The 24,246-nt window shown below is 64.8% G+C and carries 14 protein-coding genes; 5 read left to right on the top strand and 9 right to left on the bottom strand.

Going from position 1 to position 24,246, the window contains the following annotated elements; genetic code table 11:
• Genes ACM9LZ_RS12285 through ACM9LZ_RS12275 form a run of 3 tightly spaced genes read right to left on the bottom strand, consistent with a single transcriptional unit; the run spans position 1 to position 2,322 of the window.
• A complete protein-coding gene (locus ACM9LZ_RS12285) occupies positions 1-777 on the bottom strand; it encodes an SDR family oxidoreductase (RefSeq protein WP_416619761.1) in 777 nt (258 codons plus the stop codon).
• The gene (locus tag ACM9LZ_RS12280; RefSeq protein WP_416619760.1) at positions 770-1,930 is read right to left on the bottom strand and encodes a hypothetical protein; all 1,161 of its coding nucleotides are present in this window, start codon (positions 1,928-1,930) and stop codon (positions 770-772) included. Before ACM9LZ_RS12280 ends, ACM9LZ_RS12285 begins: the two co-directional genes overlap by 8 nt.
• A gap of 2 nt (positions 1,931-1,932) precedes the next feature.
• Entirely contained in the window at positions 1,933-2,322 is a 390-nt protein-coding gene (locus tag ACM9LZ_RS12275) for a RidA family protein (protein WP_416619759.1), read from the bottom strand.
• A gap of 350 nt (positions 2,323-2,672) precedes the next feature.
• Between ACM9LZ_RS12275 and ACM9LZ_RS12270 the strand changes: the two genes are divergently transcribed.
• From ACM9LZ_RS12270 to ACM9LZ_RS12260, 3 genes are all read left to right on the top strand, one after another.
• Positions 2,673-3,617: a MurR/RpiR family transcriptional regulator gene (locus ACM9LZ_RS12270; protein WP_416619758.1), complete on the top strand. Its 945-nt coding sequence runs from the start codon at positions 2,673-2,675 to the stop codon at positions 3,615-3,617.
• A 218-nt stretch (positions 3,618-3,835) separates the two neighbouring features.
• Complete coding sequence (locus ACM9LZ_RS12265; RefSeq protein WP_416619757.1) at positions 3,836-5,098, top strand: sugar MFS transporter; 1,263 nt, start codon at positions 3,836-3,838, stop codon at positions 5,096-5,098.
• A gap of 14 nt (positions 5,099-5,112) precedes the next feature.
• Positions 5,113-5,712 (top strand): aspartyl/asparaginyl beta-hydroxylase domain-containing protein, encoded by a 600-nt coding sequence (locus ACM9LZ_RS12260; protein ID WP_416619756.1) that lies wholly within the window; start codon positions 5,113-5,115, stop codon positions 5,710-5,712.
• Between the two features lie 89 nt (positions 5,713-5,801).
• Here ACM9LZ_RS12260 and ACM9LZ_RS12255 read toward each other — a convergent pair whose 3' ends face one another.
• From ACM9LZ_RS12255 to ACM9LZ_RS12235, 5 genes are all read right to left on the bottom strand, one after another.
• A complete protein-coding gene (locus ACM9LZ_RS12255; RefSeq protein ID WP_416619755.1) occupies positions 5,802-6,929 on the bottom strand; it encodes an epoxide hydrolase family protein in 1,128 nt (375 codons plus the stop codon).
• 57 nt (positions 6,930-6,986) lie between these two features.
• Entirely contained in the window at positions 6,987-8,291 is a 1,305-nt protein-coding gene (locus ACM9LZ_RS12250) for an MFS transporter (protein WP_416619754.1), read from the bottom strand.
• Entirely contained in the window at positions 8,288-9,790 is a 1,503-nt protein-coding gene (locus ACM9LZ_RS12245) for an aldehyde dehydrogenase (protein WP_416619753.1), read from the bottom strand. Before ACM9LZ_RS12245 ends, ACM9LZ_RS12250 begins: the two co-directional genes overlap by 4 nt.
• Before the next feature lie 79 nt (positions 9,791-9,869).
• Positions 9,870-12,263, bottom strand: a complete 2,394-nt coding sequence (locus ACM9LZ_RS12240; RefSeq protein WP_416619752.1) for a TonB-dependent receptor — start codon at positions 12,261-12,263, stop codon at positions 9,870-9,872.
• A 261-nt stretch (positions 12,264-12,524) separates the two neighbouring features.
• Complete coding sequence (locus ACM9LZ_RS12235) at positions 12,525-13,313, bottom strand: SDR family NAD(P)-dependent oxidoreductase (protein WP_416619751.1); 789 nt, start codon at positions 13,311-13,313, stop codon at positions 12,525-12,527.
• Between the two features lie 256 nt (positions 13,314-13,569).
• Between ACM9LZ_RS12235 and ACM9LZ_RS12230 the strand changes: the two genes are divergently transcribed.
• Positions 13,570-15,219: a GMC family oxidoreductase gene (locus tag ACM9LZ_RS12230; RefSeq protein WP_416619750.1), complete on the top strand. Its 1,650-nt coding sequence runs from the start codon at positions 13,570-13,572 to the stop codon at positions 15,217-15,219.
• Positions 15,220-15,411: 192 nt separating this feature from the next.
• On the opposite strand, the gene ACM9LZ_RS12225 is transcribed toward ACM9LZ_RS12230, so the two are convergent.
• Complete coding sequence (locus ACM9LZ_RS12225; protein ID WP_416619749.1) at positions 15,412-16,317, bottom strand: LysR family transcriptional regulator; 906 nt, start codon at positions 16,315-16,317, stop codon at positions 15,412-15,414.
• A 717-nt stretch (positions 16,318-17,034) separates the two neighbouring features.
• Here ACM9LZ_RS12225 and ACM9LZ_RS12220 point away from each other — a divergent pair.
• Positions 17,035-24,246 (top strand): SwmB domain-containing protein (locus tag ACM9LZ_RS12220; RefSeq protein ID WP_416619748.1); only part of this gene is annotated, 7,212 nt, incomplete at its 3' end.

Here is a 24,246-nt window from a genome sequence, read left to right as displayed (position 1 = left end):
TCAGAACTTTTCCAGCGTCAGTTCGGCCGCCATTACCGGATTGCCCGCCGTCAGGCCGGCATCCACGGGCAGCACCACACCGGTGATCATGCGCGCATCGTCACCGGCCAGGAAGGCGGCGGCCTTGGCGATGTCCGACGGGTCGGGGAAGTCGCGCAGCGGGTACCATTTGCGCAAGGACGTAAATATCTCCGGATTGCGCTCTGCCCGCGCGTTCCAAGCCTGGGTGCGCACCGTACCGGGGCAGATGATGTTGGCGCGGATGCCCAGCGGCCCATATTCGATGGCCAGCGAGCGGGTATAGGAGATCAACCCCGCCTTGGCCGCGCTATAGGCCGGATGACCCAGGGCCGTCATGGCGTTGACCGTGCCGATATTGACAATGACACCGGCGCCGCGCGCGATCATGGCCGGCTTCACCGCCTCCACGCAATGATAGGCCGCCGTCAGGTTGATACCCAGATCATGGGCCCAGGCCTCTGGCGTCAGGGTGGCCAGCGCCGTGGCCGCCGCCGCCCCGGCATTGTTGATCAGGATATCGACGGAACCGAATGCAGCCACCGCCGCCCGCACGGCGGCCAGATCGGTCAGGTCGACCGCGACCACCCGCAGCCGCTCTCCGCCATCCATGGCCGTCGCCAGCCGGTCCAGCCCGCTTGCATCCATGTCCAGGGCCAGCAGACGGGCACCCGCATCCAGGAAATGCCGGCACAGCCCGACACCGATACCGCCGGCCGCCCCGGTGATCAGGACGTTCTTCGCCGTAAAATCAGCCATTGGCCCCACCCCCGCGCAATGCCCGCACGGCCCGATCGACCCAGCCGATCTGGGGTGCCGGCAGCAACCCGAAATTATAGAAGGAGATATCGTTGACACCCTGCGCCCGCACGGAAGCCAGCGTATCGGTCAGTTGCGCCTCGCTGCCCATGTCGGGCAGGCCGGGACGCAGGATGACGCCGGGCACCGGTGCCTGACCCGCCAGTAAATCCAGGACATGGCGCAGGTCCGCCGCCGCTTGCGCAGCCGATCCCTGGTAGATGGGCAGTTCCAGCCCGTCGGTGACCCTGTTCAGCGCCCGCAGGTCTCCCCCCTCGCGATAGGTGGTGGCATGCGGGCGCTGGCAGGTGGAGATGACACGCACCGCCACCGCCGCCCGCACGGCAAGGCGGATTTCCGCGCACAGGGCCGTGACGATACCACAGCGCCAGGCGTGAAAAGCCGCCAGCAGGTCCGCGTCCACGGCCGCCGTCGCGCCCGCCAGTCCTGCGTCAATGGCGGCGCGGGCCTGAAGCCGCAGCGTATCGGCATCGATCCCGGCCGCCGTCGCCCCTGCCCGGCAATGGTCGCAGAAGCAAAGGCCCAGCAGTTCCTCGATTTCAGCCGGCAGGCCGCTTTGCGCGAATTCATGGTGATAGCCATGGGCATAGGTCAGCCAGCCCGGCGTTTCCAGCAGCAGGCTTTCCACGTCCAGACTGTCGGCGATGTCGGTACACAGCGCAACGGCATGGTCGCGCACCAAGGGATGGGCCGGGCACAGGCTGTAGACATAGGCATCCCCCCAGGCATTGCGGACGGTGCAGTCCGGATGCGCCATGCCCAAGCGGGTATTGTGGTTCAGCACGGTCCAGGCCCGGACGGGCATCGTCCCGGCCGCGCACAATTCGCCCAGCACGTCGCGCACGCCGGTCACCGCCGCCATCTGCGGTTTCAGCGCGCCATGCCGCACGCGGCCCCGGCTGCGGAAATAGATGGCGCCATCTTCCGGAAAATAAACCCGTGCCACGGGGTCGCGCGGCTGAATGAACTTCCCGGCATGATAAGACGTGGCCACCGTCAGGTGCGTCATGCCGGCATCGCGCATGCGGGCCAGATCACCCGCCGGGTCGTGCAGGTTCCAGGGATAGGCGTACCAGCCCAGCGACAAATCCATGGTCAGGCCGGCTCCCGATAGGCGGTGACATCGACCTCCACCTTTGCATCGACCATCAGCGGTGACTGCACGCAGGACCGGGCCGGCGGGCCATCAGGGAAATAGCTGGCATAGACACGGTTGAAAGCCTGGAAGTCGCGGGCATCATCCAGCCAGACATTGGTCTTCACCACGTCGGCCAGGGTGCAGCCGGCCTTTTCCAGGATGGCGATGACATTGCGCATTGTCTGATGTGTCTGCGCAACGATACCACCATCAATGATCTCCCCGTTCGCGTCCATGGCCACCTGGCCCGACACGAAGACGAAACCACCGGCCCTCGTCGCCTGGCAGAAGGGCAGCGCCTGCCCGCCCGTGCCCGTCTTCACACCACCGATCCGTTCAATCGCCATGATCCAGAAACCTCTCCCGCGACATGCGCCGTTCCATCGGCCTTTCTTCTTCATCCGCCGAATTGATCGGAACGTCAAACATAAAATGTAGCTTTGATACATTATTGATCTAAAATCGGCACCTCGTTCTCGCATCCAGAATCGGAGATCGGGCTGGCAACGCCCGCAAAGCTCTTTGGCCGCCCGCAAGGAGGCAGAGATGCCGGCATAAATTCTATTTATAATCAAATAACTATGACAAAGCCCCCTTCATCCGCCCCCGGCCAGCCAAAAATGTCGTTGATTGTTTGGCCAAAATGTAACAAACATCCAACAACATCAGAACACAGCAGAATCCGGTAGGATGGTCGATGGTATATCAGGACAATGCGGTGCCGGACGATCTGCTGGACCGGATAGAGGCGCTGCTGCCGTCGCTGTCCCGGTCGGAGGCGAAAATCGCCCGCAAGCTGATGGCGGAACCGGAGGAATTCGTGCGCTCCAGCGTGCGGGCCATCGCCGCCGATATCGGGATCAGTGAGCCGACGGTGGTCCGCTTCTGCCGTACCATCGGCTGCGAAGGGTTCCGCGACCTGAAATACCGTATCATTCAGGATCTGGCCCTGCGTCAGGCCCAGCGTGATGCCCGCCTGCCGGTGGAGGCCGGTAGCACCGGCACGGCCACCGAACCGCCTGCCGGGTTCGATGGCACGGCCAACGGTGAATTCGCCCGCCACCTGCATGGCCGGGCGCTGGCCGCCCTCGACGGGGCGATGGCGGGGCTGGACCTGGAAATGATCGGCCGGGCGGCCGCCGCGCTGGCGCGGGCGCGCAAGGTGCTGATCTACGGCCTGGGCGGCAGTTCCGCCATCCTGGCGCAGGAGATGCACAATCGCCTGTTCCGCCTTGGCATCGCGTCCACCTTCTATACCGACAGCTATATGCAGCGGATGAGCGCCGCGACCCTGGAGGCAGCCGACGCCGCCATCTTCGTCTCATCGACCGGGCGGCCGCGCGCCCTGCAGGACAGTGTGGAACTGGCGCGCTATTACCGGGCCCAGACGGTGGCCATCACCGACCGGGACAGCCCGCTGGGCCGCGATGCCGATATCTGCCTGCATGTCGATCTGACCCAATCGGGCGTACATGAATTCCAGCCCAACCCGATGCGGTTTGCACAATTGCTGATGATCGATCTTCTGGCCTATCAGGTTGCCGAAAGCCTGGGTCCCCGTGCAAAACTGATGCTGCGCCAGACCAGGGCCAGCGTCGCCTCCCTGCACGGGATCGCCCCGCAACAGCCCATCGGCGACTGACCGCCTTATACTGTTCCCGGTGATCGGCACCGATCACCGGACCGCAACTGCCGTCGCCCATATCCGTGGGCCTGGCTACGCGCCACGGGGCGCAGGGCGGCAGTCGCCGCCGGATCAAAATCCCGGACAACCGGGGCGGACATGGGGGGTGCGGACGGACGGCAGAACAGCCCGTCCGGATGAAACCCTGTGCCCGGATGAGAACAAGGGAAACAGGGATGAACACGGAATTACCCGGCCCCGCCGCCCCGCGCGGCACCCTCGCGATCCTGGGGGCCATGTTCTTCATCTTCGGTTTCGTCACCTGGCTGAATGGGCCGCTGATCTCCTTCGTGAAGCTGGCCTTCTCGCTCAGCGATGTCGGCGCCTTTCTAGTGCCGATGGTCTTCTACCTCTCCTATCTGGTTCTGGCATTGCCCAGTGCCGCCATTCTGCGCCGGACGGGCATGAAGCGCGGCATGGCGCTGGGCCTGTCGGTCATGGCCGTGGGGGCCGTCCTGTTCGGTCAGTTCGCCACCATGCACTGGTTCCCCGGCACGCTGGTCGGGCTGTTCATCATCGGCGGCGGACTGGCGGTCCTGCAAACGGCGGCCAATCCCTATGTCGTGCTGGCCGGGCCGCCGGAAAGTGCGGCCCGGCGCATCGCGGTGATGGGCATCTGCAACAAGGGGGCGGGCATGCTGGCGCCCATCGTCTTCGGCCTGCTGGTCATGCAGGGCGTGGGTGATCTGGCGGCCGAAGTGGCCGGCACCGCACCGGAGGCGCGCACGCCGCTTCTGGAAAGCTTCGCGCAGAAGGTCCACGGCCCCTATCTGGCCATGGCCGCCATCCTTGCCCTGCTGGCACTGGGCGTCTGGCGCTCTCCCCTGCCCGACCTGCGGGCGGAAGAAGGTGGGGGCGGCGGGGGCAACTGGCGCGATCTGCTGGGCTTCCGCCATCTGTGGCTGGGGGCCGTCGCCCTGTTCCTTTATGTCGGCGTGGAGGTGATGGCCGGCGATGCCATCGGCATCTATGGCGAAGCGTTCGGCCTGCCGTTTGAGCAGACGGCCTATTTCACCTCCCTGACGCTGGGCGGCATGATGCTGGGCTATATCGTGGGGCTGCTTCTCATTCCGCGCGTCGTCAGCCAGGAACGCTATCTGGCCCTGTCCGCGCTGCTGGGTGCGGCGGCGGTGGCGGGGGCCTGGGCGACACAGGGCTATGTCTCCGTGGGGTTCGTGGCGGCCCTGGGCTTTGCCAATGCCATGATGTGGCCCGCCATCTTCCCCCTTGCCATTCAGGGGTTGGGCCGGCACACCGGCACCGGTTCCGCCATCCTGGTCATGGCCATTTCCGGTGGTGCCGTCGTCCCCCAGATGTTCGCCCTGCTGAAGGAGGTGGCGCATTTCCAGTGGGTGTTCCTGGCGCTGATGGCGCCATCCTACCTGTTCATCTGGTATTTCGCCGTGCGCGGCAGCCGGCCTGTCATACGGTCGGCGTGATCGGAGGACAAACCATGTATTTCGACGGGGAATACCGCTTCATCGGCAGCGCCGATCCTGCTCCCGCCCAGGCTGCCATGGCCGCCATGGGGACGGATGCCTGGACGGCGGAGACGGGGCGCCAGCAGGTTTATCGCGCCCATGCGCAAACCGAAACGGTGGGCCTGATCTTCGATCCGGACATGCGGCACACCGATGCCACCATCCAGCCGGCCTTCGCCCGGTTCCAGCCCCTGCTGGAACCGGTGATGGACATCATCCGGGATTTCTACGCCCGCAACCCGCCGCCGGGCACCATCAGCGGCCCCGGCTATTTTCAGCGCATCATCCTGGTGCGGCTGGCGGCCGGGGGCAATATCGGCTCCCACCGGGACAATGGCGCCTCGCTGTCACGGGCGCATCGCATCCATTTTCCCATCGTCACCGCGCCAGGCGTGGATTTCGGCATCGCCGGTGTGGTTCGCCATCTGGCGGCGGGGGAGATCTGGGAGATCAACAACCGCAAGCCCCATGCCGTGCGCAACCAGAGCGCCCAGGCCCGCATCCATGCCATTCTGGATTATGTCCTGCCAGGGGAAATTGTACAGGACCCGGACGGGCAACTGGTGGCGTAATACTATTTTTCGGTGACCAGAACCTATGGTTCTGATCAATGCATCCCATGCGCCAGGCGACGCCATCCGGCAGCTTGGCACAAACCGCTTCAAAAATCCGCGAAGAAGGCGGCCACCTCCCGACTGAAAGCGGCCGGTTCCTCCATGGCGGCGAAATGGCCACCGGCCGGCATCGGCGTCCACCGGGTCACATGATAGCAGCGTTCCGCCACCGCGCGCGGCGGATAGGGCAGGAACTCCGCCGGGAACAGCGCGCATCCCGTGGGCACTGTCACGCGGTCGTCCGATCGCGGCTCGGTGAAGATGCTGTGATACATCCAGATGGCCGACTGCACCGCGTCATTGACCAGATAGATCATCAGGTTGGTCAGCAGGGCATCCTTGCCGAAATGGCCGTCGATATCACCCTTCGTATCTCCCCAGCCATGGAACTTCTCCACCACCCAGGCCGCGAAGCCGAGCGGATTGTCGGCCAGCGCCAGGCCGATGGTCTGGGGTTTCGTGGCCTGTTCCATCATATAGGCGGACTGCATCTGCTGCACGGCCAGCAGCCGCTGGCGCCAGGCCAGCGTTTCGGCATCGTCGCCGGCCGAAGGCACCACCGGCCCCATGAACAGGTTCAGGTGGATGGCGGCCACCACATCGGCATGGTCTCGCCCCAGCCAGGTGGTGACGGCCGACCCCCAGTCCCCGCCCTGCGCCCCGAACCGGGGATAGCCCAGCACATCCACCATCAGGCGGCGCCAGAGCGAGGCGACATGCCGGGGGCCGATGATCCCGTCGGGGCGGCCGGAAAAGCCGAAACCCGGCAGGGACGGCACGACCACGTCGAAACCGGCTGCCACCAGGGGTTCGACCACGCGGTCGAACTCGAAGAACGACCCCGGCCAGCCATGGGTCAGCACCAGCGGCAGGCGCGAACCGTCGCCGCGCAGATGGATGAAATGGATATCGGTCCCGTCCACGCTCGCCATGAACTGCGGCAGCCGGTTCAGATGCCGTTCCGCCGCGCGCCAGTCATACCGCGTCAGCCAATATTGCCGCAGGCCCGCCACCCAGCCGGCATCGGTGCCATAGCGCCAGTCCCGGTCATCGGCCGGGGCATGGCGGCGGGGCGCGGACAATTCCAGCCGCCGGCGGATCAGGTCCAGCGTTTCATCGGGAATGGCAATGGTGAAGGGGCGGGGGTGGTTTGACTGCGTGATCATGTCGTTCATACCGGATGCCCTTTCCCGCTACGCCCCGCCGCCGCCAGAGATGGCAACGGCGTCCCGTCACATTTCCCGCATCCGCTCGCTGTAGGCCGGCCGGGCCCAAGCGATCAGGGCGGCGGCGGCAGCACCCAGCACGACCAGCGACAGCGTGATGGACCAGCCGATCCGGTCGGGATCGGCGAAGACATAATCCGTCAGCCCGCCGATCAGCATGGGGCCCAGCGCCAGCCCGCCCAGGTTCGACACCAGCACGGCCAGCGCCCCGAACCGGCCCCGCATCTCCGGCGGCGATACCATCTGCACGGCGGTCAGCGCCGGGCCGAAGGAAGCGCCGACCGTCAGCATCAGCAGCAGGATGGCCAGGAACATCACCTGGGCCGACCCGGCCAGGATACCCAGGGCCACCAGCGGCGGCGCCAGCAGCAGCATCCAGAAATAAAGCCTGAGGGCGGCATCGCGGATGCCGCGGCCAAACAGCCGGTCGACCAGCAGCCCCATGGACAGGCCGCCCACGATGCCGCCCAGTGTGACGGCCAGGCCCATCATGGCCCCGACCTCCGTAGCACCCATGTCCAGCACGCGGCGGGCATAGGTCGGCGCCCAGATCATGGTGCCCTGCGTGGCCATGGCGGCCAGCAGATACCCGCCCATCATGCCGCCGATCAGCCGCGCATGCCGGCGCAGATGGGCGAAGAACACGCCCCAGCCGGCACCGGCACCTTGTACGGAAGCCCGGGCCGGTTCCCGGAAGCTGAAGGCCAGCAGCCCGATCAGCACCCCCGGCAGGCCGGTGACCACCAGCACCTGCCGCCAGGGCGCCAGCCCTTCCAGCGGACCACCCAGCGGCGAGCGGGTGAAATGATCGAGCAGGAAGCCCCCCAGCGCGAAGGACAGGCCGATGCCGGCCACACCCGCCGCGACGAAGCAGGACATCGGCGTGGCCAGCCTGTGGCGCGGGAATATGCCCGACAGCAGCGACTGCGCGGCGGGGGAGATGGCCCCCTCCCCGAACCCGACCAGCAGCCGGGCGCCGAAAAGCTGCGCATAGTTGCGGGCCAGACCTGTGGCGGCCGCGGCCAGCGACCAGAGCGTGATGCCCGCGAACATGATGCCCCGGCGCGACCAGCGATCCACCAGACCGCCGATGACCAGCCCCATGGCGCCATAGAACAGGGCGAATGCCATGCCCTGAATCAGGGAAAGCTGGAAATCGTTCAGGCCCAGATCGGCCCGCATCTCCGGGATCAGCACGGCAATGACCGTCCGGTCGATCAGCGAGACGATCTGGAACAACACGATCACCAGCACGGCCCACCACGCCCTCAGCGGCGTATAGCCGGGCGCGTACCCTTCCCCTGTGGTCATGCCGGCTGCTCCGCACCGGACGGGGCCAGATGCGACGGGGCGTGCGGCAGGAAAACCGTCTTGATCTCGGTAAAGCCGTGCAGCCCCTCGATCCCGCCTTCCCGGCCCACGCCGGACTGCTTGAAGCCACCATAGGGCAGCGTGAAATCGATGACGCGGCCGTTCTGGGCGAAATTGCCCGTCCGGATGCGCCGGGCAACGGCATAGGCCCGGTCGGTATCCTGGGTGAAGACACCGCCCGACAGGCCATAGGGGCTGTCATTGGCAATGGCGATGGCCTGCTCGACATCGTCGAAGGGGATGATGCTGCCCACGGGGCCGAAAATCTCCTCACGCGCGATGGTCATGGCATTGTCCACCTCGGCGAACAGCGTGGGCTCGATATACCAGCCGCGGGGCAGGTTTGCCGGCCGGCCGCCGCCGGTGACAAGACGGGCGCCTTCCGCCTGGCCACGGCTGACATAGTCGCGGACCCGGTCCAGCTGCCGCCGGGCGACAAGCGGGCCCATCTGTGTGTCCGCCGCGAACGGGTCGCCCACCTGCACCGACCGGAAGGCGGCGGCCAGCGCCTCGGTGATTTCCGCCTGCCGGGCACGGGGCACCAGGATGCGGCTGAAGGCGGCGCATTGCTGGCCGCACAGGCCGATCAGGTTGGGCATGATGCCGCCCACCACGGTGTCGACGGGCGCATCCTCCAGCACGATGGCGGCCGATTTGCCGCCCAGTTCGGTCGTGACGCGGGCCGACCGGGACGCGCAGATGGACGCCACATGCAGCCCCGCCGCCGTGGAGCCGGTGAAGCTGACCTTGTCCACCTCCTGCTTGCGGATAAGGTATTCGGACACCTCGCGCCCGGCCGGCAGGACGGAGAAGACACCTTCCGGCAGGCCCGCTTCCGCCACGCATTCAGCCAGCAGCAGCGCTTCCAGCGGCGTTTCGGGCGACGGCTTGGCGATCACGGTGCAGCCGGCCATCAGGGCCGGCGCCACTTTCAACAGCAAGGTGGCCAGCGGTGCATTCCAGGGCACGATGGTGACGGTGACGCCCACCGGCTCCCGCACCACCACACAGGTGCCACCCTGGGCCGGGGTGCGCAGCTCCTCAAAGCCCGTGCCCTCGGCCAGACCACAGAAATAGTCGAAATAGGCGCGGGCATATTGGGCGAACATGCCGGAATGGGCGATGGGCATGCCCACCTGCGCCGACCAGGCATAGGCGACATCCGGCGCGCGGGCGGCCAGCCGGTCGGCCACGCGGCGCAGGGCCGCCGCCCGGTCCCCCGCCGTCATGCGCGGCCAGGGACCATGGTCGAACGCATGGCGCGCGGCAGCCACGGCGCGGTCGACATCGGCCGGAGATGCCGCGACGACCGCGCCCAGCACCGCTTCCGTGGATGGTGAAACCAGTTCGATCCAGCCGCCGCCGGATGCCGGCCGGACCCACTGCCCGGCGATGAAGAGATGATCCGTGTGCGACAGGTTGGCAAGGTTCGTGGTCATGTCCCGTCCGTGCAGGCAGATGGCGGCAAAAAGGGGTGGCGGGCGGGGAACATCCCTGCCCGCCACCCCCTCGGGGCGATCAGAACTTGTAGCCCAGTTCCACACCGAACATGCGCGGCTCGCCATAGACGCTGGACTGGAAGCCCAGCCCTTCGGCCATCAGCCCCAGCACGCCGACGCGATACTGCTTGTCGAACACGTTCGTCCCGAACAGGGCCGCGCTGACGCCGGAACGGTTGATGTCGTTCCATTCCAGCCGCAGGTTGACCAGGCTGTAGGACGGCTGCAGGCCCTCCAGCTCGAAATCATCGAGATAGATCTTGCTGCGCACGGTGTAATTGGCCGTGAAGGCGGCCGTGCCCATGGCTTCATCGATGGGGAGGTTCACGGTGCCGGTCACACCGAACTGGTGCTTGGGCGTTCCGCGCTGCTCGATCTCCGGCAGGACCGTGCCGTTGGGCATGGTCATGGTGGTGCTGCCCCGCAGGACGTCGACCTTGATGTAGGAATAGAAGCCCGTCAGGCTGAAGGCATCTGTGGTGTAGCTGAAATCCAGCTCGCCGCCCTTGTTGCGCTGCTTGGCCGTGTTGTCGACGACGGTGATGATGTTGTCGACGACGCCGTCACCGTCGGTGTCGAAGCTGGTGGCGCGCTGCTTCTGCACATTCGACCCGTTTTGCAGGAACAGGGCCACGCCACCGGTCAGACGCCCGTCACCCAGCCAGGTGTCGGTCTTCACGCCCAGTTCGTACTCGTCCACCTTTTCCGGCAGGAAGGGCTGCGCCGCGATGGCATTCTGGGCGCGGGTGGAGAAGCCGCCCGCCCGGAAGCCATGCCGGTAGGAGGCGTAGGTCGTCAGGTTGTCGCTGGGCTTGTATTGCAGGGTCGCGTCGTAGGTGAACTCATCGAAGCTCTTCTGATTGGTGAAGAAGCACTGGTCGTAGGGCACCGACTGCACGCCCGGCGTGGTCAGGTTGAGATCGAACTCGCAGGTGCGCAGAACCGGCCGGGTGGGCGACAGCGTGATCTTGCGCTTGTCGTAATTGTAGCGCAGGCCGCCGGATGCCGTCAGATCGGGGGTCAGCTTGTAGGTGCCCGCCACGAAGCCGGCATAGGCCTCGGCGAAACCCTCGCCCGCGCTGTAGCCGACGAAGCGGCTGGCCGTGCCGGTCTGCAGGGCGCCGGCGCCGGCCATGGTCAGTTGCGGCAGGGTGTTCTGGTAGGAACCGTCGATGCCCTTTTCCTTGAAATAGAAGCCGCCGACAATATAGGTGAAATCCCCATCGGCGGACTCGCCCTGCAACTGGAGTTCCTCGGAAATATTCTCCACATAGGCGAACTGCCGCGGCGTGATCAGGAAGGCGGGGATGCCGTCATAATCCTGGACCACGTTCCGGCTCTGGTTGCGATAGCCGAAGATGTTCTTCAGGGTCAGCGTGTCGCTGAGCTCGATGGTCGTCTTGTTGGTGAAACCGTTATTGCGCGTCTTCTCGAACGGCTGGCCCAGCGCATCCATGCGGCCACCCTCGCCGGCGCCCATATCCAGGCTGTAGCGCTTCTTGCGGAACAGTTCGCGCGCGGCCTCGAACTCGGCCGGGATATTGTCGGTGATCAGGCCGCCGCGCCGCAGATTCTCATAGTTGGACAGGGCCGACGGCAGGGAGATGGAGGTCAGGAAGACCGCCGTGCCATTCTCATCGCTGACAAAATGGTCGAAGACCGTCAGGTTCTCCACCCCTTCCCAGGGCTTGGCCAGCAGCGAGATGCGGAACGTCTCGTAATGCTGGTTGTCATATTTGCGGCCGGTCGTCACCTCGTGCGCCCAGCCATCGCGGCGGCGGACCTTGCCGGCCACGCGGACGGCATAATTATCGCCCAGCGGGGCGTTCAGCACGCCATAGACCTCGTACATCTCGCGATTGCCGGCGGAAAGCTTCATTTCGCCTTCCGTCACGCCCAGCACGGGATGGTGCGGCTCGACCAGCACGGCGCCGCCCGTCATGTTACGGCCGAACAGCGTGCCCTGCACGCCCTTCAGCACCTGCACGGATTGCAGGTCGTAAAGCGCATTGCCGAAGCCATAGGGACGGGGCTGGACCACTTCGGCGAAATAGGTGCCGACGGCGGGATCGGTGAAAAGCTGCGTCTCCTGCACGCGCTGGCCGCGCATGGCGAAGGAGACGACGTTGCGCTGGCTGGCGGGGGCCGTGATGGTCAGGGACGGTGTCTGGTATTGCAGGCCCTGCACATCGGTGACGCCGACCTTGGCCAGAGCATCGCCGGAGATGGCGGAGACGGCGATCGGCACGTCCAGCAGTGCCTCCTCGCGGCGGCGGGCCGTGACGATGATCTCTTCCAGCAGACCGGCACTGGCCTGCGGCGCGGTGGGGGCAGCCTCCTGCGCGATGGCCGGTGCGGTGCCGCACAAGGTTGATGTGGCCAGCAGCGCCATGGTCAAGGTGCGCAGCTTCATGACTTCCCTCCCTCAAATAAGGTTCTGTTGTTTTATTTGGACGCGGGAACGGAACGACGCCGATACCAGGCGATGAACCTGGGGCACATCACATCTCATTCCGCTGTATGTCGAACAATGCGTCCTGCCACTCATTAAAATCGATCCAGCCTTTAAAGGAAGCCATCGCCTTCTCCAGCGAAGGATGGATCAGATACATGATCCCCGGCAGGCCGCAAACTCATCACTTGCATCGTGCAAAGCCTTACGGGGACAGGATTGTCAGGTTTCCACCACGACGGGCAGCGACAGGATGCCAGCCACGCCGCCATCCACGTTCAGCATGTGACCGGTGACGTAGGACGCGGCATCCGACGCCAGGAACAGGGCCGGGCCCACGATCTCCGACGGGTCGCCGAACCGGCCCATGGCGATGGCATCGCGGAAGATCTTCGCCCTTTGCGGGTTGCCGACCGTGGGTGCGGCCATGTCGGTATCGAAAAAGCCGGGTGCGATGGCATTGCAGGTGACCCCGCGTGGCGCCAGTTCCGCCGCCACGGACCGGGTCAGCCCCAACACGGCATGTTTGCTGGCGGTATAGGCGGCAAGGTTCGGCCGGCCCGTCTGCGCCACATAGGAGGCGAAATTGATGATGCGGCCCCAGCCGCGCGCCGCCATGCCGCGCGACAATTCCCGGCACAGAAGGTACATGGAGGCGACATTGACGTCGAACATGTTCTGCCACTGGGCCAGCGTGCTGTCGGGCAGCGCGCCCCAGCCGGCGATGGCACCATTGTTCACCAGGATGTCGATGGGCCGTTCATCACCGGCCAGCGACGCGGCGGCGGCCTCCACGGCCGTCAGGTCGGCCAGGTCGAAGCTGATCGTATCCGCACGGCGGCCCAGGGCGCGGACCTCGCCCGCCACTTCTTCCAGTCTGGCACCGTCGCGGGCGGCCAGCACCAGATCGGCACCGCCCCCCGCCAGCCCCAGGGCAATGGCCCTGCCCAACCCCCTGGATGCACCCGTGACGAGCGCACGGCGCCCCGTTGTGGAGAATAATGCTGTCATGCTGTCCTTCCCATTATGCCCCGATGGCTGGCCTCGGGCCTATTGATAGGGCATGGCGGAATCAGCGGGCAGCCGGGCGGGGCAAAGGATCACATCGGCGATGAGGGACGGCGTGACGCGAACACCCCTCCCCCAAGGCACCCGCGCGGGCTTAGAACAGGAACAACGGGACGGGTGGCGGCATGCTGGAAGCCCTTGCGGGCAACCGGGCACGCAGGATATTCGCCGTCCGCGGGAAGACAAGGCAGGGCGGAACATGACGCAGCTCGAAGCGGACTATATCATTGTCGGTGCCGGCTCGGCCGGGTGCGTGCTGGCCAACCGGCTGTCCGCCGATGGCCGCAACCGCGTGCTGCTGCTGGAAGCCGGCGGCGATGACCGCCCCCTGCGGGAACCCGCCCAGTTCGCCAGCAACGTCAACATCCATCTGCCGGCCGGCTTCACCCGCATGCTGGCCGACCCCCGGATCAACTGGAACTATAAGACAGAGCCCGACCCCGGCAGCAACGGACGCCAGCACCATTTCCCGCGTGGCAAGGTGCTCGGGGGTTCCTCCTCCATCAATGGCATGATCTATGTCCGCGGCCTGCCGGAGGATTACGAGGGCTGGCGTCAGCAGGGCTGCACGGGCTGGGCCTGGTCCGATGTGGCGGGGCTGTTCCGGCGCGTGGAGAACCAGACCGGCCGCGCGGACAGCCAGGAGGAGGCGGGCGTCGGTGGCCCGCTCGATATCGGCGACGTCCCCTTCCGCCACCCGGTGCAGCAGGCCATCATCGATGCCTTCGCCGAAGCCGGCGCACCGCGCAGCAACGACCTGAACGGCACGACGCGCGAAGGTGTGGCACCCGTGCGGCTGAACACGCGGCGTGGATTGCGCCGGTCGGCGGCCGTGGCCTATCTGCACCCGGCCATGCGCCGGCCGAACCTGACCGTGGTGACCCGGGCCCTGGCCACGCATGTCCGCTTCTTCGGCTCCAGGGCCACGGGTGTGCATTTCCTGCAGGACGGACAGGCCCGCTGCGCCACGGCCCGGCGCGAGGTGATCCTGGCCGGCGGGGCCATCAACTCCCCGCAATTGCTGGAACTGTCGGGCATCGGCGATGCGCAGCGCCTGTCCTCGCTGGGGATAACGCCGCTGGTCGACAGTCCGCGCGTGGGGGAGAACCTGCAGGACCATTATGCCAGCATGGTCCGCGCCCGCCTGAAGCCCGGCAGTCCCAGCCTGAACAGCCTGTCGCGCGGGCTGGGCCTTCTGGGGCAGGTGCTGCGCTATGCCACGGCCCGGTCGGGCCTGCTGGCCCTGGGGGGATCGAACCTGACGGCCTTCCTGCGGTCCGACCCGGCCCTGGACCTGCCCGATCTGCAATTCTTCGCCAGCCCCGGCACGGTCGATTTCAAGGCCCTGGCCGAAAGCGGGCGCATGCAGATGGAACGGGAACCCGGCATGACCATTGGTGGATATGTCATGCGCCCCCGATCGCGCGGGTCGGTGCATATCCGATCATCGGACCCGGCTGCGCATCCCGCCATCCGGCCGGGATTCCTGTCCGATCCCGCAGACCAGCGGGCAACCGTGGCGGCCCTGGAATGGGCGCGCCGCATCATGGGCCAGCCCGCCCTGGCGCCCTATTTCGACCATGAACTGACACCCGGCCCTGAGGCCGACAGCTACGACGCGCTGCTGGCCTTCTGCCGGGCCGCCGGCTCCACCGGCTATCACCAGTCCGGCACCTGCGCCATGGGTGGTGATGAAAGGTCGGTGCTGGACCCGCAATTGCGGGTGCGCGGCACGACGGGGCTGCGCGTGGTGGACGCCTCCATCATGCCGACCATCGTGTCCGGCAATACCCATGCCGCGACGGTGATGATTGCGGAAAAGGCGTCGGACATGATCCTGGCGGGATAGGACAGCCCCGGATCATACTATTTTGCGGTGATCAGCACCTATTGGTTCTGATCACCGCCCAATCGCCGGCGCCCACATCCGTGGGCGCACGCCGGTGCCAACATTCGTTGGCTTGGCGACGCCGAACGAGCGGTGCTGTGGCGGTCGCCGCCGGACCAAGTTGCGATGAATTCCATTCATCGCAACTTGTTCTCAGACCAAAAGATCGGGGTCGGCGAACAACTGTCTGAACCAGTCGACGGCAGGGTCGGCCTCCGTGCGCCGGTGCCAGACCAGTGAATAGGGAAAGTCCGGCACCGTGACGGGCAGCCGGAAAGAACTCAACCCCTGGGACGTCGCGACCGGGGCCAGCCTGGATGGCAGCGTGGCGATCAGGTCGGTCCCGGCGATGGTCGAGATATTGCTCATGAAGCTGGGCGAGCGCAGCACGATGTTGCGGCTCTGGCCCATCGCCGCCAGGGCCACATCGACCGGGCTGGGATTGGGATCGCGAAACTGTGCGATGGCGTGGGGATAGGCCAGATAGTCGTCCGTCGTGATCTGGCCCCGGCCGGCCTGCATCAACGGGTGCCATTTGCAGCAATAGCCGACGAAACTGTCCCGGAACAGCGGCAGCGACTGGTAGGGCGTTTCCGGAGGGCGCAGGCCCCAGAAGGTGCAATCCAGCTCCCCCTTCTCCAGCAGGGCCAGCGTCTGTTCGCCAACCGGCATGAGGTCCAGCGTCGTATCCGGTGCCAGCAGGCGCAGCTTGCGCATCAGCCGAGGGACAATGGTCAGGGCCGTGAAGTCGCTGATGGCAATGCGGAATGTACGGTTGCTGCTGCTGGCATCGAACTCCCCGCCCGCGACGACCCGGCTCACATCCTCCAATATCTTCGCAACGGGCCCGGCCATCGCCCGGGCACGCTCGGTGGGCACCAGCTTGTTATGGCTGCGCACGAACAGCGGATCGTTCAACATCTCGCGCAGGCGGTTGAGCGCATGACTGACCGCCGGCTGGCTCAATGCCAGCAGGGGTGCAGCGTCCTTGACGGAACCGGTGCGGACGACGGCGTCAAAAACCACCAGCAAATTCAAATCGATACGGCTCAAATTCATGAGATTGATTTCGTCATTCAGTTTTATTCATTTTACTTACTCGGAATCCACGGGTAAAGCAAAAACAAAGGTTTCCATTCCAGACCCAGCGAAAAAGGAATTCGACACATGTGGAGGGATAAATAAATCCTGGACACAAATCCTCTTGACAATCAAATAGGCACGATCAAAAGGTACTTATCATCATAAGGCGCTCCTGAATGGCAGATTCCATAATGTTAAGTACCAAAATTTCTTGTTAACTTTCCATTAACGCCGAGGTTTTTTGTACTTATGAAAGATTATTCAGTGGTATATTTAGTATTATGCGATCATGAATTTTAATTATTTCCACTTTTGGGAAAATTACAGTAAATTTTAGTTATTTTAAAATAACCAACCTTTCGAGTTCATGATTTTCTTGAACACGATCATTCATGAACCGCAAAACCATCAATCAATTGGGTGTTTATGAAAATTCAAAATCTACCTTTCCATGTACATTTCGACCAAGGTGACGGGGCAATGCCCGGCGCTGGATGAATAAACATGACCGGGAGAACCCTGGTCACCGGCCGGCGCCTTCGCATGACGGGCGTTGGCTTTCCGTACAGTTTCCCTGTTGAAATTTCCCTGAAGGCGATACGCGAGGCGTCGACGCCAAGGGGTTAAAAACAAACGGTTTTCAAGGAGAGCGCTATGGGTGTGGACGGCTATGTGTGGCAGGAACTCCGCAATATGGACAGCCGTTTGAACGGGGGCCGGTCGGAGGTCGCCTTCATCGACACCGCGGTGTCGGGCTGGGAAGCACTGGCCGAGGGGGTACCTGCCGGCATCGCCGTCGTGTTGCTGGACGGCCGCGGCGACGGGCTGTCGCAGTTGGCCGACTGGGCCGCCGGCCGTGCGGGCCATGATGCCTTCCACATCCTGTCACATGGCGGCGACGGCTATCTGAAGCTGGGCGCCCTGACGCTTGATGCCGCGATGCTGGCCGAACGCCCCGGCGACCTGGATATGCTGGGCGCGGCCCTGAAGCCGGGCGGCGACATCCTGCTCTACGGGTGTGAACTGGCCGGAGAACCGGCCGGCAATGCCTGGCTCGACCTGTTCGCCGACCTGACGGGGGCCAATGTCGCTGCCTCGACCAACCTGACGGGGGCCACCGATCTGGGCGGTGATTTCGTGCTGGCGGCCCGCATCGGCGTCGTGACCACGCAGGGCTTCGACATCCCCGCCTTCACCGGGGTGCTCAGCACGCTGGATACCCTGCCAACCCTGACCGCCACCGGCGTCACGACCACCTTCGTCGATGAAAGCAATGCATTGAGCCTGTTCTCCGGCTCGACTGCCAGCACCAACGATGCGGGTCAGGTCTTCACCTCGCTGACCCTGACGGTGACAGGCGTCCTTGACGCCTATGAAATGCTCGGCTTCTCCATGCCGAACGCTGTCGCCGGTGCCTTCGGCACACTGGCGCTGGTCAATGGCGCCAGCTTCGCCTGGGTGACCACTTCCGGTTCCGTGGGGGGCACGGTCAGCGTCACTGGCACCACCGCCACCGTCACCCTTTCGGGCTTCGGATATACGGCCAGCGAAATGCAGTCGCTGGTCGACAGCATCGCCTATAACAACACTGCGGAAAATAACAGCAGCACGCCCTCCGACGGCGCCCGCGTCATCACCCTGACCAGCGTCACCGACGATGGTGCCAGCAACAACACCGCCAGCCTTGCCGGCTCGTCCGCGACCGTCAATATCGGTAGTGTCACGCCGCCCCCGACCGGCACCCTGCCGACACTGACCGCCACCGGTGCGACCGCCACCTTCGCCGGTTCCGCCTCCCCGCCGGACCTGTTCTCCAGTGTCGCGGCCGACACCAATGACAGCGGCCAGCTTTTCACCTCGCTGACCCTGACGGTGACAGGCGTCCTTGACGCCTATGAAATGCTCGGCTTCTCCATGCCGAACGCTGTCGCCGGTGCCTTCGGCACACTGGCGCTGGTCAATGGCGCCAGCTTCGCCTGGGTGACCACTTCCGGTTCCGTGGGGGGCACGGTCAGCGTCACTGGCACCACCGCCACCGTCACCCTTTCGGGCTTCGGATATACGGCCAGCGAAATGCAGTCGCTGGTCGACAGCATCGCCTATAACAACACTGCGGAAAACAACAGCAGCACGCCCTCCGACGGCGCCCGCGTCATCACCCTGACCAGCGTCACCGACGATGGTGCCAGCAACAACACCGCCAGCCTTGCCGGCTCGTCCGCGACCGTCAATATCGGTAATGTCACGCCGCCCCCGACCGGCACCCTGCCGACCCTGACCGCCACCGGTGCGACCGCCAGCTATCCTCAGGGCACCTCCACCCCCGTCGACCTGTTTTCCAGCGTCACGGCCGACACCAACGATGTCGGCCAGAGCTTCGTCGGTTTCTCCATTACGATCAGCGGCCTCGCGGATATGATGGAAGGGCTGACTGTTCCCGGCGTGCTCGGGGGGATGAGCAGCGCCGGCGGCCAGGTCGATGTTGGCGGCATCCCGCATGGCAGCTACACCGCATCCGGTAGCGCCAACGCGCAGACCTATGATTTTGCCTTTACGACACCGATCACGGCAGCCCAGCTTCAGTCCATCATCGATGGTATCGGCTATATCAACCAGGCGGCGACCGTGACAGCCGGTCCCCGAACCATCACCCTCAACAGCGTCACCGATAACGGCAGCAGCAACAATGTCGCGAGCCTGAGCGGCATATCCGCAACGGTCAACGTCACCGTGCCCAATCCGCCGATAGTGCAGAGCGCCGCAGTCGATGGTTCCACCCTGGTACTGACTTATGACCAGGCGCTGGACGCGACGAATGTGGCACAGGTCGGGACCTTCGGCGTCAATGCCAGCGGCGGGATGCATCCCGGTGTCGTCATCGTCACGGCCGTGGCTGTCGACAGCGCCAACAAGACGGTGACCCTGACCCTGCAAAGGCCGATATTGTCGACCGAGACGGTCACCGTCAGCTATACGGACCCGACCAGTGGCAACGACACGCTGGCCGTCCAGAACATAGACGGCGACGATGCCGGCTCCATACTCAACATGGCCGTCACCAACAATACCTCGCCCCCCGTCGGGCCCGCGCTGGTCAGCGCCACCGTGAACTACACCAGCATGACGCTGACCTTCGATGATTTCCTGGATCAGCTCAACGCGCCGCTGTCGATGGCCTTTTCGGTATCGGTAGACAGCAGCCCGGTCGCCGTCAGCAGCGTGACCGTCAACAATGACAAGACCATCACCCTGGCCCTCAACGCGCCGGTGGCGTCGGGGCAGACGGTCACCATCACCTATACCGACACGCCCGGCGATGATCTTTTTGCCATCCAGTCAACCACCGGCGCGGATACGGCGACCTTCACCAACCAGTCCGTCACCAACAACACGCCGGCGGCTCCGGCCCTGCAGAGCGCCACGGTCAACGGTTCCACCCTGGTGCTGACCTATGACCAGATGCTGGATGCGATCAACGGGCCGACCGGGACCAATTTCTCGGTGATGGCCGATTCCATGCTGGTGACGGTGACCACGGCCACCGTGGACACCAACAACATGACCGTGACCCTGACCCTGGCGTCACCCGTCGCGGCGGGTGCGGTGGTCACCGTCACCTATATCGACCCCACGACCGGCGACGACACGGGTTCCGTCATCCAGTCGATGGGCGGCATCGACGCCGCTGGCTTCACCAGCCAGTCGGTCACCAACAACACGCCCGGCGGCCCGGCCCTGGTCAGCGCGACGGTCGATGGCGCCACGCTGACCCTGACCTTCGACGATTTCCTGGACCAGCTCAACGCCCCGCAACTGATGGCCTTCGGCGTGACGGTCGGCGGCAGCCCCGCCATCGTCAATAACGTGATCGTCAATGCGGACAAGACCGTCACCCTGACCCTGACCACGCCTGTGACGTCGGGGCAGATCGTCACCGTGTCCTATACCGATCCCACGGCCGGCAACGACACCTTCGCCATCCAGTCCGCCACCGGCAGCGATGCCAGCAGCTTCACAGGGCAATCCGTCACCAACAACACCGTCGCGCCACCCGCCCTCCAGAGCGCGACGATCGACGGCAATACCCTCGTCATGACCTACGACCAGGCGCTGGACGGGGTGAATATACCGACAAGTGCCAGCTTCAGCGTATTCGTTGGCGCCGGACTGGCCACGATCACCAATGTCGCCATCGATGGCCCCAACAAGACGGTGACCCTGACATTGTCGGCGCCGGTCGCCGTCGGCGACACGGTGGCCGTCTCCTACACTGACCCGACCGCCGGTGACGACGTGACCGCCGTCCAGTCCACGGCCGGTGTCGATGCCGCCAGCATCACGAGCCAACCGGTCACCAACAATACATTGCCGGCCACAGTACCGGTCTATGTGTCGAGCGTCGGCTATATCGGTGAAAACACGTTCACGGTTACCTTCGACGTGGCGCTGGACGGGGGCAATCCGCCCCCGTCCAGTGCTTTCGACGTGCAGGTGAACGGCACCAGCGTGCCGGTGACCGGCGTCACAGTCAATGGGGTGAACAAGACCGTCACCCTGACGCTCGACAGCAGCGCGTTGGGCGGGAGCGGCGCCCTGACCGCCGGCGACATCATCGACTTCATCTATACCGACCCGACCGCAGGCAATGATCTGGCTGCCATCCAGGGCACGACCGGTCTCGACGCGGCGAATTTCACTCGTTCCCTCGTTGTCGCGATCGCCCGGCCCGCCGTGGCACCGTCCTTCGTCAGCGCGGCGGTGGACGGCTCCTCGCTGGTCCTGACCTATGACCAGGCGCTGGATGCGTTGAACGGGCCCGCCGGGACCGATTTCACCGTCATGGTCGACAGCCAGAGCGTCAATGTCACCAATGTCGTGATTGATGGCGTCAACAAGACCGTCACCCTGACGCTGGCCACGCCGGTGACCAGCAGCCAGACCGTGACCGTCGCCTATACCGACCCGACCAATGGCAACGATACCAATGCCATCCAGAGTTCCGGCGGGCTTGATGCCGCCAGCCTGCCCGCGACCAGCGTCACCAACAATACGTCCGCAGGCGGCGGCGACACACCGCCGACCCTGACGCTGACACCCGAGAACCAGGGCTTCTGGAGCCTGAACGGCAGCACCGGCTATGATCTGTTCGACACGGTGACCGCCTCCACCGTCGATAACGGGCAGACCTTCACCGGCATGGTGCTGAAGGTCTATAATGTCGCCTACGGGACCGAGTACCTGAATATCGGCGGCACCGACATCACGCTGGCGGCAGGCACGGGCAGCGTCGCCGGCGGCAGCTATGCCGTGACGCTCGCCAATGGCGTCGCCACCGTCACCCTGAGCGGCCTTTCGCTGAGCAACAGCGACATGGGCACGCTGATCGACGGCATCGCGTACAAGGTCACGAACAACAATAGCAGCATCGGCCAGGGCTATACCCGCCCGGTGGTGCTGGAGTCCGTGACCGACAGCGGCGCGTCCAACAACACCACGACTATCAACGAAGTCGCCACGGTGACCTTCGTCGATTCTGTGATGATGCCGACTTTCTTCCTGTCCACAACACCGGACAGCCCGACCTACAACTTCACGCCCGGTGTGCCGACGCAGGTCACCTTCACCGCCACCGTCCTGGCGCCAACCACCATGATCGGCAGCATGGTCACCTTCTCCCTGGGGTTGCCGCAGGGCTGGACCGCGACCCCGTCGGGTACCGTCCCCAGCATATCGGGTTTGCTGAACCTGGGCACCACCTACACGCTGACCTATGACATCACCGCATCCGGCACGGACACTTCGGGGGCCTTTCCGGTCAGTCTCATACCGCAGACCACCGGCGTTTCCCTGAACTATAGTGCCTATAGCAGTTCCGCGATGGTCACGGTGGGGCCGCCCCCCGCACCCGCCTTCGTCAGCGCGGCGGTGAACGGGACCTCGCTGGTCCTGACCTATGACCAGGCGCTGGATGCGTTGAACGCGCCCGCCGGGACCGATTTCACCGTCATGGTCGACAGCCAGAGCGTCAATGTCACCAATGTCGTGATCGATGGCGTCAACAAGACCGTCACCCTGACGCTGGCCACGCCGGTGACCAGCAGCCAGACTGTCTCCGTCGCCTATACCGACCCGACCAATGGCGACGACACCAACGCCATCCAGGGCTCCACCGGTGTCGATGCCGTCAGCCTGCCCGCGACCAGCGTCACCAACAATACGCCGCCGCCCTCTGCCCCCCTCTATGTGTCGAGCCTGGCCTATATTGGTGAAAACACGATCACGCTGACCTTCGACGTCGCGCTGGACGGCGCCAGCCCACCTGCGGCCGGTGACTTCGACGTGCAGGTGAACGGCACCGGTGTCGTGGTGAGCGGGGTCAGTGTCAACGGCGCGAACAAGACCGTCACGCTGACGCTCGACACCAACCCATCAGGCAACCTCACCCTGCTGGCCGGCGATATCATCGACTTCGCCTATACCGACCCGACGGCGGGTGACGATCCGGCCGCCATCCAGGGCACGACCGGCATCGATGCCGCTGACTTCAACCAATCCTTCATCGTCACCACCATCCGCCCGGTCACCTTCCAGAGCGCGACGGTCGATGGCGCCACCCTGACCATGACCTATGATCAGGCACTGGCTTCGCTGCCCGGTCCCGCGCCGGGTGCCTTCACCGTGATGGTCGGCGGCAATGCGGTTGCCGTCAACAGCGTGCTGGTGGACGGTCCGTCGAAGCTTGTCATCCTGTCGCTGGCCACGCCCGTCACCGCCGGCCAGTCGGTCACCGTCGCCTATACCGACCCGAGTGGCAGCAATGACGTCAACGCCATCCAGGATATCACAGGCAACGATGCCTCCAGCCTGACCACCACGCCGGTCACCAACAACACTGCCGTCTCCACCGGCAACACGCCGCCCCTGTTGCACGCCGTGGCCGCCAATGACGGATTCCAGAATGGCAGCGGCGGCAGCGGCGTCGATCTGTTCAACCTGACCGTCGCCGACACGCTGGACATCGCCCAGGCCTTCGTCGGCTTTACCTTGACCGTGCATGGCGTGGATGGCACCGCCAATGAGAAGATCACAATCCACGGGCTGGATATCGATCTGGTCGATGGCGGGAGCTATAACTCCCCCGATCTCATCTACAACGTGTCGGTGACCGGCGATATTGCCACGGTCACCTTTGTCGGCATGACGGCCCAGGTCAATGAAATCACCGACCGGATCGACAACCTGACCTACAGCAATACCGGTACACTCGCCGGCATCACCCCTGGTGACAGTGCCTTTCGCGCCATTGTGCTGCGGTCGGTCCGCGACAGCGGCGGCAGCGATAATGTGACGCAGATCGAAATCGCCACCGGTGTGACGATCGCCCAGTCCGCCCAGGGCGGCGGCACCACCTTCGGCATGGTGGCGAAGGCGATCGACCCGACTGTCACCTTTGATGGCACTACGCCGCAGAAGGTGGAGTTCCTGGTCACCCTGGAAAGCGCATTGTCCGTGATCGGCACCACGATCGGCTTCGCACCCGCGCTGCCGACCGGCTGGACCGCAGGCCCCGTCGTGATCGAATACGTGGACCCGACGACCCTGGCCACCAGCAGCGTCGCCGGCATCACCGGGTTGCAAACCATCGGAACCATGTACAAGGTCTCGTTCGACGTCACGGCCATCGGCTCGGAGGTTTCCGGTTCCTTCCCGATCGGTCTGACATCGACGGTGACGGCCGGCATCCTGTCCGAATATCCCCGCCTGAAGTCCGGCGTGGCGATGATGAGTGTCGAGCTGCCACCGGATGTCACGCCCCCGGATGCCCCGGAAATTACCAGCAGCAGCCTGACCAAGGATGATACGCCGGTTATTTCCGGCACAGCAGAGGCCGGTGCCACCATCACC

Origin of the sequence: Niveispirillum fermenti (genome assembly GCF_048066175.1) — a bacterium.
In the GTDB taxonomy this organism is placed as follows: domain Bacteria; phylum Pseudomonadota; class Alphaproteobacteria; order Azospirillales; family Azospirillaceae; genus Niveispirillum; species Niveispirillum fermenti.
This window is presented reverse-complemented; position numbering and strand designations above follow the sequence as displayed.